Source organism: Flavobacterium sp. GSA192, from assembly GCF_006386525.1.
Taxonomy (GTDB): Bacteria; Bacteroidota; Bacteroidia; order Flavobacteriales; family Flavobacteriaceae; genus Flavobacterium; species Flavobacterium commune.
Window position 1 is genome coordinate 25517 of sequence record NZ_VAHC01000008.1, and the last position, 12215, is coordinate 37731.

Annotated in this window: 10 protein-coding genes; 4 read left to right on the forward strand and 6 right to left on the reverse strand. The window is 34.2% G+C overall.

Annotation, left to right across the window (positions count from 1 at the left end):
- Window positions 1-53 precede the first annotated feature (53 nt).
- Entirely contained in the window at window positions 54-839 is a 786-nt protein-coding gene (locus tag FDM27_RS15515; RefSeq protein WP_071183274.1) for a sulfite exporter TauE/SafE family protein, read from the forward strand.
- Here FDM27_RS15515 and ygiD read toward each other — a convergent pair.
- The gene (gene ygiD, locus FDM27_RS15520) at window positions 836-1666 is read right to left on the reverse strand and encodes a 4,5-DOPA dioxygenase extradiol (protein WP_140487855.1); all 831 of its coding nucleotides are present in this window, start codon (window positions 1664-1666) and stop codon (window positions 836-838) included. The genes FDM27_RS15515 and ygiD overlap by 4 nt on opposite strands.
- Window positions 1667-1780: 114 nt before the next feature.
- Window positions 1781-2659 (reverse strand): SDR family oxidoreductase, encoded by an 879-nt coding sequence (locus tag FDM27_RS15525; protein ID WP_071183276.1) that lies wholly within the window; start codon window positions 2657-2659, stop codon window positions 1781-1783.
- A gap of 121 nt (window positions 2660-2780) precedes the next feature.
- Here FDM27_RS15525 and FDM27_RS15530 point away from each other — a divergent pair, with 121 nt between their 5' ends.
- Both FDM27_RS15530 and coaD read left to right on the forward strand, forming a co-directional pair.
- On the forward strand, window positions 2781-3143 hold the full coding sequence (locus FDM27_RS15530; RefSeq protein WP_071183277.1) for a winged helix-turn-helix transcriptional regulator: 363 nt from the start codon (window positions 2781-2783) through the stop codon (window positions 3141-3143).
- 233 nt (window positions 3144-3376) lie between these two features.
- Window positions 3377-3832: a pantetheine-phosphate adenylyltransferase gene (coaD, locus tag FDM27_RS15535; protein ID WP_071183278.1), complete on the forward strand. Its 456-nt coding sequence runs from the start codon at window positions 3377-3379 to the stop codon at window positions 3830-3832.
- Between the two features lie 22 nt (window positions 3833-3854).
- Here the strand turns inward: coaD and FDM27_RS15540 are convergent, their stop codons facing one another.
- From FDM27_RS15540 to FDM27_RS15555, 4 genes are all read right to left on the reverse strand, one after another.
- Complete coding sequence (locus tag FDM27_RS15540; protein ID WP_140487857.1) at window positions 3855-4403, reverse strand: chlorite dismutase family protein; 549 nt, start codon at window positions 4401-4403, stop codon at window positions 3855-3857.
- 201 nt (window positions 4404-4604) lie between these two features.
- The gene (locus FDM27_RS15545; protein WP_071183280.1) at window positions 4605-5411 is read right to left on the reverse strand and encodes an ABC transporter ATP-binding protein; all 807 of its coding nucleotides are present in this window, start codon (window positions 5409-5411) and stop codon (window positions 4605-4607) included.
- A gap of 100 nt (window positions 5412-5511) precedes the next feature.
- On the reverse strand, window positions 5512-6399 hold the full coding sequence (gene ntrB, locus FDM27_RS15550; RefSeq protein WP_083382019.1) for a nitrate ABC transporter permease: 888 nt from the start codon (window positions 6397-6399) through the stop codon (window positions 5512-5514).
- A gap of 122 nt (window positions 6400-6521) precedes the next feature.
- Window positions 6522-7757 carry a CmpA/NrtA family ABC transporter substrate-binding protein gene (locus FDM27_RS15555; RefSeq protein ID WP_255510572.1) on the reverse strand — a complete coding sequence of 412 codons (1236 nt, stop codon included), beginning with the start codon at window positions 7755-7757 and terminating at the stop codon, window positions 6522-6524.
- Window positions 7758-8637: 880 nt separating this feature from the next.
- Here FDM27_RS15555 and FDM27_RS15560 point away from each other — a divergent pair.
- Window positions 8638-12156, forward strand: coding sequence for a nitrate reductase (locus FDM27_RS15560; RefSeq protein ID WP_140487859.1), 3519 nt, complete (start codon window positions 8638-8640; stop codon window positions 12154-12156).
- Window positions 12157-12215: the final 59 nt, after the last annotated feature.

Below are 12215 nucleotides of genomic sequence, written 5' to 3' on the forward strand. Positions count from 1 at the left end.
ATGTTACTGTGACTAGCCTAAATAGTTCCAACCTTTGTAAAAAAAATTACAACATGGAATATTTCGGTTATTTTGCATCTATTATCATTGGACTTTCATTAGGATTAATTGGCAGCGGAGGATCAATTCTCACGATACCTATTTTGGTTTACTTATTTAAAATCAATCCTGAGTTAGCGACAAGTTATTCATTATTTATTGTTGGAATAACTGCTTTTTATGGCGGTTACAGTCATTATAAATTAGGTAATCTTAAATTAAAAACGGCATTGTATTTTGCAGTTCCGTCTGTTATTTCGATATTGATAATTAGAGAAGTAATCTTTCCAAAAATTGCTTCTACACTATTTACGGTTGCTTCTTATGCTGTTTCCAAAGATTTATTGATTATGATTGTCTTTGCCATTCTAATGATCGGAGCATCGATATCAATGATAAAAAAGAACAAAACTGAGATTACAAACCATAAAATCAACTACAGTCAGCTGGCTATTATTGGTGCCTTAGTAGGAATTGTAACTGGATTTCTGGGAGCTGGTGGCGGATTTTTAATTATTCCTGCTTTGTTATTTTTTGCCAACTTACCTATGAAACAAGCCGTAGGAACTTCACTATTGATTATTTTCATCAATTCAGCCATCGGTTTCGCCGGCGATTTATACCTTAACACTCCTATCGATTATGGCTTCCTGTTACTGATTTCAGCCATGGCATTTATAGGAATGTTTATTGGAATTCTTCTTTCTAAAAAAATAGACGGCAGCAAACTAAAACCTGTTTTTGGATGGTTTGTATTGATTATGGGAATTTATATTATTACTAAGGAGCTTTTCTTTTAAACAATCTTCACCGAAGTCATACTTAAAGATCCTCCCAATAATTTATCATTAAACAAACTTAGTTCTTCTTGTTTTTCTTTTAATCCCAAAGTATAAATCAAAGGCAAATAATGTTCCGGTGTAGGAATGGCAAGTTGCAAAGCTTGTCCATTTTTTTCATAATCAATCAAAGCCTGAAAATTACCGTCTAATAAATAGGAATTCACTTTTTCTCTTGCTTCTATGGCCCAATCAAAACCATAATTATCTATGTCCATATTATAGAAATCAACCAAGCGTAAATTGTGTACAATATTTCCGCTACCTATAATAAGGATGCCCTTATGTCGCAAAGCACTTAATTTTTGTGCCAACTCAAAATGGTATTGTGGCGATTTTGAATAATCAATACTCAATTGAATTACGGGAACATTAGCTTCGGGATACAAATGTTTGATTACACTCCAGGCACCGTGGTCTAATCCCCATTCGTGATCGAGCTCGACTTCTGTTGGTAATAATAATTCTTTAGTAGCAATGGCTATATCAGGATTGCCTTTAGCAGGATACTGTACGGCAAACAATTCTTTAGGAAAACCTCCAAAGTCATGAATCGTTCTTGGCATTTCCATTGCGGTGACTTTAGTCCCTTTGGTAAACCAATGTGCCGAAATACACAAAATAGCATTCGGCTGCGGTAACGTTTTAGCCATACTTCTAAAACCCGCCACAAATTGATTTTCTTCAATCGCATTCATCGGGCTTCCATGCCCCAGAAACAAAACGGGCATTTTTTCGGTATTCGAAAAAGTACTTGAAATTTTATGTAGGTCGTTGAGTGTGTTCATAAACAAATATATTTTATTTTAAACACAAATTACACAAATTAGCACTAATTAAATTGGTGCAATTTGTGTAATCTGTGTTTGATTAATGACTACAAACTTTTTAGTCTAAATATATTATTTACCATAAAGCTGTTTCAAAAAATCACTTAGACTTACTGGTTTTCTACCTAATAGTTTTTCTAAATCACTGGATTCAGCCTGAAATTCTCCTTGTTTGATGGCCTCCCCAAAACCTACAAACATTCCAACATATTCTCCGGGAACACCAGCTTTAGTCAAAACATCTGAATACACTTCAACACCTGGACTTGTATAGCTTACCGTTGAATTCGTAATTTCACTCAAAGTATCCGCTACGTTTTTCATCGAATAATTTTCTACATTATTCATAGCATATTCTTTATTTTCGTGTTTACCAGAAATCAATACATTGGCAGCTGCTTCGGCTAAATCATTTCTCGAAACATAAGCGGCCTGACCTTCTCCGGCAGGAAAAAAGATTCCCTGTTCCAATACTTTTTCTCCTAAAAACATCGGTAGTACATCCAAATATAAATTATTTCTAAAAATAGTATAACTGATTCCACTTGCTTTAATTGCATTGTCTGTATCAATATGCGATTGGGCTAAAAAAGCAATCGGAGATGTTTCAGTCTCATTTTTACGTTCGAAACTAGTATATAAAATGTGTTTGACTCCGGCTTCTTTTGCTGCTTTAACCGCATTTAATTGTTGTTTACCACGGTTTACCAAATCAGTTCCTGAAACTAATAATAATTTATCGATTCCTTGAAATGCTGCTAACAAAGAGTCATAATTATCATAATCCCCTATTCTCAGGTTGATTTCTTTTTGCTTTAAATCTAATGCTTTTGCTTCATCTCTAACCAAAGCCGAAATAGTATTTGCAGCAATTCCTTTATTCAATAAAAAATCGATTGTTAATCTTCCGAAATTTCCCGTAGCCCCAGTAACTAAAATTTTTGCACTCATTATTTTTAAGATTTTATGATTAATTTTTATTCAAAGTTAACTACATTTGCTATACAAAATATACTAAAGTACTAAAATATATCGATATACTTTTGTATAGTAATAACAAAATCAACAGATTATGGAAAGTACAATCAGTTTCAAAGAAGCCAAAGCCTGCCCGATTCAGTTTGTATTAGCCGTTAATGATACTTTAAATGTGATTAGCGGTAAATGGAAGTTACCTATTATAGGTTCCTTATTATTTGAGAAAAGACGTTTTACAGATATTCAACGTAATATTCCAAAAATTACTCCACGAATGTTATCTAAAGAATTGAAAGATTTAGAAATAAACGGAATGGTCAAACGCACCGTTTATGATACGACTCCAATTATGGTTGAATACGAGTTGACCGAATCAGGAAAATTATTGAGTGATGTATTGGACAAAATGCTGGAATGGGGTTTGCAACATCGGGAAGCAACATTAACTAAAGTTTAATAAAAAGTCTGTTTTTAGTAATTAAAAACACCACAATTAAAGTTTTATCTTTTTTTATCAATATCAAGACTTTTCATAAAACCTTTATTTCGAGATTACTCAATAGAAAATAAACAAAAAACAATCTTTTCTCCTGTATTTTTTTAAATCCTAAAACATTGAAGTCATAAAAACCTAAATTAACTCCTAAAAAACTTTGTAACTTAGCAGCTCAGAATCTTAAACTCTCACAAATGAGAAAAGCCATATTTCCGGGATCGTTTGATCCAATTACCTTAGGTCATGAAGATATTATCAAAAGAGGAATTCCACTTTTTGATGAAATTGTTATTGCCATTGGGGTGAATGCTGAGAAAAAATATATGTTCCCTCTGGAAGAAAGAAAACGTTTTATTGAAGAAACTTTCAAAGACGAACCAAAGGTTTCTGTAATAACTTATGAAGGTCTGACTATTGATTTGTGTAAAAAAATCAACGCTAATTTCATTCTTCGAGGCTTGCGTAATCCTGCCGACTTTGAATTTGAAAAAGCCATAGCGCACACCAACAGACAATTATCAAAAATAGAAACGGTATTTTTACTAACCGCAGCCAGTACTTCCTACATTAGTTCAAGCATAGTAAGAGATGTACTTCGAAATGGCGGAGAATATGAATTATTAGTTCCAAAAGCTGTAAGAACAAAGTAAGATGGGAGATGGGAGTTCGAACTTAAACTTTGATTAATCGGATATCTACTTCCCTATCGACATAATTCCATTCTTCCGTTTTTCTTAGTGCATATAATAATTCTTCGAAAGCTTCTTCGTCAGCAGGAGCGTATTCGAACCAGGTTAAAAAATCAAAAGCTTCACCAATATCCCTACTGTGGAATAATTTTCGAGCTATGGCGGGTAAATATTTTAGTCCGGTTTGAGTGTGTTTAGAACTCTCTTCCATGATTTTTCTTCTCTCATCCTGAGCGAGATTCCACCATTCAGCCGATTTTCGCAAAGGAATAAATGCTGCCTGAGTTGCCAATGGCCTGCCTAAATCTTCCTGAATAGCTACTAATTGCTCTTTTTCGGCTTTCTCCGTGTATCTTAGGTTACTGACAATTCCTTTTAAGGTCCAAATTCCCTCATCATTTTTAATCAGAGAACTTGAAATTTTATTAATATAGGGAATCTCAGGCAAATTGTCTCCTTTTATGGTTGCCATTTTTATTACTTTCCATTCTCCTATTGTTCCGCCAACAAAGTCAAAAATTGTGTTATTCATCTGAAATTATTTTAAACCCGAATTAACCATTAAAAGCTTTGCAAAAGCAAACTAATGATTCCATAAGGGGTAAACCCCGATTTAGCATTCTTTAATGCTGAATTTGGGTTAAGTTATACATTGGAAACAAATTAATTGTATTGAAAAATCCCTATTGCTGGATTACAATAGGGATTTAAAAAACAAACAAAACAAATTAAACTAATTTTTATATTTCATTCCCATATCTTCAATAGAGAAATGATCTGTTAATAAATGCAACAACTTATCTCTAAGCTCAATATATTCAGGCATTTTTACAATTTCGATTTTGTTTCTTGGTCTTGGCAAATGCACTTCAACGATTTCTTTGATAGTTGAAGATGGCCCATTATTCAAAACTATAATTCGATCCGATAAGAATAAAGCTTCTTCAATATCATGCGTAATCATCACAATAGTTTTTTCACGATTATCCAAATTCCATAGTTTTAATACTTCTAATTGCATGGTTCCTTTGGTCAAAGCATCCAATGCTCCAAAAGGTTCATCCATCAATAAAACTCCCGGATTGATGGCAAAGGCACGGGCAATAGCCACTCTTTGTTTCATTCCTCCTGATAATTGTCCTGGTAATTTATCTTTGTGTTCGAATAAATTTACCATTTTTAGATTCTTCTCTACAATTTCATGCTTTTCTGTAGCAGTACCTTCCATTACCGAATCTACTACCTGAAATATATTTTGATAAACAGTCAACCAAGGTAAAAGCGAATAGTTTTGAAAAACAATTCCTCTGTCAGGTCCCGGACCTTTGATGTTTTGATCGTTTAGTACTACTGAACCTGCTGATGGTGTTAACATTCCCGCAATAGCATTTAAGATAGTTGATTTTCCACAACCTGAATGTCCGATTATAGATATGATTTCGCCTTTTTGGATGGATAAATTAATATCTCTTACGGCTGTATATTTTCCTTTTGGTGTTGGAAATGAAATTTCCAAATCTTTGATTTCTAAATAACTCATGATATTCAATTTTAGATATTAGACTATTGATTTTAGATTTCAGGTTATAAGTTTTTTTAAACTTAGAGTCATAGCAACTCAGTACCTTAGTCACTTTGTTTTACGCTTTGTAAGCCACTTTGTTTTCTATGTAAGTAAATAATTTATCAAAAAGTAATCCTACTACACCAATGATGATAATGGCTGATATTACTTTTTCAAGACTTAAAGCATTCCAGCTGTCCCATACAAAAAATCCAATTCCGGCTCCTCCTGATAACATTTCGCCAGCTACAATTACTAACCAGGCTACACTGATACTCAAACGTAAACCTGTAATGATGTGAGGTAAACTAAATGGAATTAAAATTTTAGTTAAATATCTCATTTTAGAAAATCCAAATGCTTTGGCTACATTTTTATGATCTTGAGGCAAAGATGCAATACCAAAAGAAGTATTAATTAATGTTGACCATAACGACGTAATAAATACAATAAAAATAGTTGCTAAACCTGTGTCTTTGAATACCACTAAACCAATTGGGAACCATGCTAATGGCGAAACCGGCTTTAAAAGTTGTACGATAGGGTAAAAAATTTGTTTGCAAACAGTACTTGCTCCCATCAATATCCCTATTGGAATAGCTACTAATGAGCCTAAAAAGAAACCTAATAATACGGTTTTTATAGAGTTAAACAATTGCAATCCGATTCCTTTGTCGTTAGGACCATAATCGTAAAACGGATCACTAATCATTTCGTATAAAACCGTTAATGTTGCTATTGGACCCGGCAGAGCATCTTTTGTAATACTACTCAATAACTCCCACAATCCACCAACGATGAACAATCCTAATGCTGCAAAAAGCAATGATTTTGATTTTTCTAACAGCTTATCAGCTAATGCACTTAATCTTTCGTTTTTGTTTTCTTCACTTTGAGAAGTGGCTACCGAAGCTGCTTTTACCTCCTCATAAGTTCCTACTGCTACTATTTCTCTTTCTGACATGATTCAATCTTTTTTAGTTTAACTTCCTTGTAATGTTTATTTTTAATTGTTTTTGTTTATTCTGGGGATGCTTTTTCAAATATCCCTCCCCTTCGAGAGGGATTATTTGTTATTTTATTTTATTATCTTTTTACAACTTTAAGATAAGCTGCTGGATTTGCTGGGTTAAAAACCGTTTTGTCCATAGTAAGTGAAAATGGTTTCATATCATCAGCAGGTACTTTTACTTTCATACTTGCAGCAACTTCTTTATACAAATCCTGTAGAATTAGTTTATCTGCAATCGCTTTGTAATTTGGTGCTTCTTTCAAATATCCAAATCTTACATATTGTGCCATAGCCCAAATAGCGTGAGATTTACGAGGAAAATTAACCAATCCGCCTTTATGGAAAACCATTTGGTCTCCTTTGTATATTTTTTGTCCTAGTTTACAACCCAAGTTGTATTCTCCATTCAAACGATCTTGGATAACATCGTTATTAGCGTTTACATAAGGTGCTTTTCCAATAATATCTGCTGTTTTTTTACGATTTGCAGGAACATCTAACCACATACAAGCTTCTAAAATGGCTTTCATTACTTTTTTAAGATCTTCTCTTCTTTTAGCACTAAAATCTTTGTTTACTACCAATGCTTTTTCAGGATGGTCTTTCCAGATGTCTTGAGTAGCAATTTGTGTAAAACCAATTCCCTGCATAGCTGCAACACCACCCCAAGGCTCTCCAACACAGTATCCATCCATGTTACCTACTTTCATATTAGCCACCATTTGCGGAGGCGGAATAGTGATAATTTTAGATGTTTTCTGATTTACTCCAGCCGCAGCTAACCAGTTACGAAGCCATAAATCATGCGTTCCTCCAGGGAAAGTCATCGCAAAAGTTACTTCTTTTTCGGCTTTTAGCTTAGCAGCTACTACCGGAGCTACCTTAGCCATATCTTTAAAACCTACTTTTCCACAAAAATCATTTGATAAGGTAATAGCTTGTCCGTTTGAGTTAAGCATCATGGCAATTTTCATTTCTGAACCAGCCTTTCCACCTACTCCTGTGTAAACTGAGAAAGGCATTGAATACAAACAGTGTGCCCCATCTAATTCTCCTGTTAAGATTTTATCTCTAACATTAGCCCATGAAGACTCTTTTGTTACCACTACATTTACACCGTATTTTTTAAATAAACCTAATTCTTTAGCCATAACTATAGGCGAACAATCTGTTAAAGGAATGAATCCTAATTTAATTGGTTCACCTGCCTGCGCATTTGTTTTCATTGCAGATAAAGAAAACACTGTTACTATAGCCGCTAATAGGACTCTTGAAAAGAACTTTGCTGTTTTTTGAGTTGATTTTTCCATTTTTACAATTTTAATGATTTATGTTTTGTATGAAGCAAATGTACGTAAGTACTAATACTTAAAAACCATCTAAAAACCAGTCAAAAACAACTTTTTAAAACAGTAAATCCAATATTAAAAATCATTCAAAACCTTGCTAAAACGCAAGAAACAAGAACAAAACCCAATAAACACAAGGAAAAACAAAAATTAAGTACACACCGAAAAACTAAAAATAACTAGTTATTCGCAAAAAGAAAAATACGTATAATTAAAAATAACAGCTGGAAATAGCTGTTTGCAGTCAAATTTATATTCAAAAAAAAGAAACGGCTTAGCTATAATATATAGATAAAGAAAAATCAGTGTGCTGATAAAATATTTTAAGTGGCAAAATTCAAAATTGAGCATCCTTAAATTTCAAAGCTAAAAACGAAAAACCGTCTTTTAGAAAATTACACCTTATTATATATAGACTACTATAAACTATAAGAATGCTATTCTAACAATAAATATAAAACTCAAAAACCAATCAAAAGCAGAACAAAAAACACACATTATCAAACTAATAGAACAAAATACTCAAAAACACTTTTTTATTTGCAACTACCTAATAAATAAATCGAAAATTAGATTTACCACAAACGATACAATCATGAATTTACTTTCGAATAAATAAAAATTGACAGCAGACTAAACATTTGTTTTTTGAATTAATAATTGTTTTTTGAACCAAAAAAAAGATAAAAAGCATTATTTTAGACTTCTTTTAGCTATTTGGCAAACTTGCATTTTTTTTTAAAAAAATTACGTACTTATACGTAATAAATACGTATTTTTACATTTTAAAAATAGTATCTACTATTTAAAAAGATTTCGCAATTAAAAAATACCGATGATAATGCAAAATTCAGAAATCAAAACTACGTGTTCATATTGTGGAGTAGGATGCGGAATCATTGTAAGCAAAGATCCCAGCAATGGAGTAACGGTAAAAGGAGACAAAGACCATCCTGTAAACAGAGGAATGCTTTGTTCAAAAGGAATGAACCTACATTATGTAGCTAACGATACTTCTGACAGAATTCTTTATCCTGAAATGCGTTGGAGCAAATCGCACCCTATGGAGCGTGTAAGCTGGGACGATGGTTTAGATCGTGCCGCAGCTGTGTTTTCTTCAATGATAAAAAAATATGGTCCTGACTCTGTAGGTTTTTATATCTCCGGACAATGTCTTACCGAAGAATATTATTTGGTAAACAAATTGGTAAAAGGTTTTTTGAAAACAAATAATATTGACACCAACTCTCGTCTATGTATGAGTTCGGCTGTGGTGGGTTACAAAAAAACCTTTGGAGAAGATGCCGTGCCTATTGCTTATGAAGATATTGAACTAGCTGATACTTTCCTGATTACGGGAGCTAATCCGGCCTGGTGCCACCCTATCCTATTCAGACGTTTAGAACAACACCGCGAGAAAAACCCAAAAGTAAAGGTTATTGTTATCGATCCAAGAAAAACCGATACTGCCCTAACTGCCGATTTACATTTGCAAATCCTTCCGGGAAGCGACATTATACTATACCATGCCTTAGCCAAAAGAATTATTGAAAAAGGCTATATGGATACTAATTTTATCAAACAACATACCGAAAATTTTGATGCCTACATGAAGTTAGTACTTTCTACTTCACTGGAAAAAGCATCACAACTGTGTGGTATTTCAATCAAAGAAATTGATTTGGCTGTTGATCTAATTGGTAAAGCTCAAGGATTTCTTTCGCTTTGGGCAATGGGACTAAATCAAAGTGCTGTGGGCGTTGATAAAAATACTGCCTTATTAAACCTCTCTTTATTAACCGGACATATTGGTAAACCTGGTTCAGGACCTTTCTCTTTAACAGGACAACCTAACGCCATGGGCGGAAGAGAAGTAGGTGGAATGGCCAGTTTATTAGCGGTTCACAGGGAATTAAACAACCCGGAACACCGTCAGGAAGTTGCTGATTTTTGGGGAGTAGATAGTATTTCGGAAAAACCGGGATTGACTGCTACCGAAATGTTTGAAGCCTTAGAATCCGGAAAAATGAAAGCTGTTTGGATTATTTGTACTAATCCAATGGTGAGTTTACCCGATTCCCGAAAAGTGGAAAAAGCATTGCAAAATGCCAAATTTGTAGTGGTTCAGGAAATATCTCATAATGCTGATACGGCTAAATTTGCCGATTTATTATTACCGGCAGCCGGATGGTTAGAAAAAGAAGGAACAATGACCAACTCAGAAAGACGTATTTCCTATTTACCTAAAGGAATTAACGCACCCGGAGAGGCACTGCCTGACTTTGAAATCCTAACCCGTTTTGCTAAAAAAATGGGCTTCAACGGATTCAATTTCAACACATCAGAAGAAGTATATAAGGAATATTGTCAAATGACAAAAAACACCAATATTGATATTTCTTTTCTGAATTACAACCGTTTAAAACACGAAGGTACTTTTCAATGGCCTGTTCCTGATTATGGACACCCGGGAACAACTCGCCTTTTTACTGATAAAAAGTTTTATACGCCTTCTCAAAAAGCTATTTTCAATTTGCCTGTATCAATTGAAAATACTTCAGAACAACCTAATGATAAATATCCCTTTATACTTACCACAGGACGCATTAGAGATCAATGGCATACAATGACCAAAACAGGAAAAGTATCCCGATTGCTATCACACATTCCGAATCCGTTTTTAGAAATCAATCCTATCGATGCTTTTAAAGCCGAAATAGAAAACGGAGATATTGTAGTGGTGAGCAGTAAAAACGGAGAAGTTCGTGTCAAAGCCACCGTAACTGACACTATCAAGGAAGGAGTTGTCTTTTTACCAATGCACTGGGGGAAACAATTAGACAACGATTTAAACAGAACCAATAACCTGACCAATACACTAATTGACCCTGTTTCTAAAGAACCTGATTTTAAATATACTGCGGTAGCCGTAGCAAAATATGAAAAACCTTCTCAAAAAATTGCTATTGTAGGTGCCGGAGCGGCTGCTTTTAGATTCATCCAAAATTACAGAGAACTGAATGCTAAGGATGAAATTATTGTTTTCTCTAATGAAGCCAATCCGTTTTACAATCGTGTATTATTACCCGAATATGTTACCAATGAATTGTCCTGGGAAAACTTATTAAAAGTAAAAGATCAGGAAGGTTTAAGTAAACTCAATATTACTTTAAAATCATCAGTAGGTATAGAGAATATAAACACTACTGCTAAAACAATAACCGATAGTCGTGGTGAAATCCATACTTTTGACAACCTAATCCTTGCTACAGGAAGCCGTCCTTTTGTTCCGGAAAATGCGCAATTGCACTTGCCGGGACGTTTTACAATGCGTAAAAAAGAAGATGCTGACCGATTGAAGGACTATTTAGACAGCACTAATTTAGCACCGGAAGAACAACACGTAGTAATTGTAGGAGGTGGTTTATTAGGTTTGGAATTAGCAGCTGCCTTAAAACATAAAAAAGTAAAAATCACCATAATTCAAAGAGCTTCCCGATTAATGGAGCGCCAGTTAGATCGTATTTCCTGCAAATTATTAGCTGAAGAAGTACAACTTCGGGATATTCAAATCTATTTTGATAATGAGGTAAGTACGGTTTTCGAAACTGATAATGCTAACGAACTGGAAATTGCGCTGAAAAGTGGACGTATTTTAACGGCTAATGCTATTGTATATGCCATTGGAACAATTCCAAATATAGAACTAGCCAAAGAATCCGGTATTGCTTGCGGACGCGGAGTAAAAGTCAATCAGTATTTACAATCCTCTAATCCTGATGTATTTGCCATTGGAGAAATTGCCGAATTTGATGGTAAACTATTCGGAATTACTTCAGCTGCCGAAGAACAGGCTGATATTTTGGCTAACTTTTTAGCCGGAGATATTAGCAGTTTCTATAAAGGTTCGGTATTAATGAATATTCTAAAACTGGAAGACATCAACCTTTGTAGTATTGGAGAAGTTAGTATTCCTGAAAATGACGATAGTTACGAGGAAATTGTCTTTGCCGATTTGAAAAAGCGTTATTACAAAAAATGTATCGTTAAAGACGATTTGTTAATAGGAGCTATTTTAATGGGAGATAAAAATGAATTTGCCGAATTCAAAACCATGATTGAAAGCAAAATCGAATTATCAGACAAACGTAATCAGTTGTTGAGAGGCAGCAGTGCTTCTGCCAAGCCTGTTGTGGGGAAACTAGTTTGCTCTTGCAGCCAGGTAGGAAGTGGAAACATCGAAGAAGCTGTCAAAGCAGGAACAACTAATTTCACAGAATTGTGCAAATCAACCGGAGCCGGATTAGGTTGTGGTAGCTGTAAAACCGAAGTAAAAGAGATTTTAGCAAAGTGTAAATAAGTTAAAAAGTCCTTAGTACCTAGTCCCTAGTTTTTCAAACAGCTAAGGACTAAAAACTA

Bases quoted from the DNA above. Each gene is read 5' to 3' on its own strand.
- FDM27_RS15515 (WP_071183274.1), top strand. From the start codon at position 54: ATGGAATATTTCGGTTATTTTGCATCTATTATCATTGGACTTTCATTA.
- ygiD (WP_140487855.1), bottom strand. From the start codon at position 1,666: ATGAACACACTCAACGACCTACATAAAATTTCAAGTACTTTTTCGAAT.
- FDM27_RS15525 (WP_071183276.1), bottom strand. From the start codon at position 2,659: ATGAGTGCAAAAATTTTAGTTACTGGGGCTACGGGAAATTTCGGAAGA.
- FDM27_RS15530 (WP_071183277.1), top strand. From the start codon at position 2,781: ATGGAAAGTACAATCAGTTTCAAAGAAGCCAAAGCCTGCCCGATTCAG.
- coaD (WP_071183278.1), top strand. From the start codon at position 3,377: ATGAGAAAAGCCATATTTCCGGGATCGTTTGATCCAATTACCTTAGGT.
- FDM27_RS15540 (WP_140487857.1), bottom strand. From the start codon at position 4,403: ATGAATAACACAATTTTTGACTTTGTTGGCGGAACAATAGGAGAATGG.
- FDM27_RS15545 (WP_071183280.1), bottom strand. From the start codon at position 5,411: ATGAGTTATTTAGAAATCAAAGATTTGGAAATTTCATTTCCAACACCA.
- ntrB (WP_083382019.1), bottom strand. From the start codon at position 6,399: ATGTCAGAAAGAGAAATAGTAGCAGTAGGAACTTATGAGGAGGTAAAA.
- FDM27_RS15555 (WP_255510572.1), bottom strand. From the start codon at position 7,757: ATGGAAAAATCAACTCAAAAAACAGCAAAGTTCTTTTCAAGAGTCCTA.
- FDM27_RS15560 (WP_140487859.1), top strand. From the start codon at position 8,638: ATGCAAAATTCAGAAATCAAAACTACGTGTTCATATTGTGGAGTAGGA.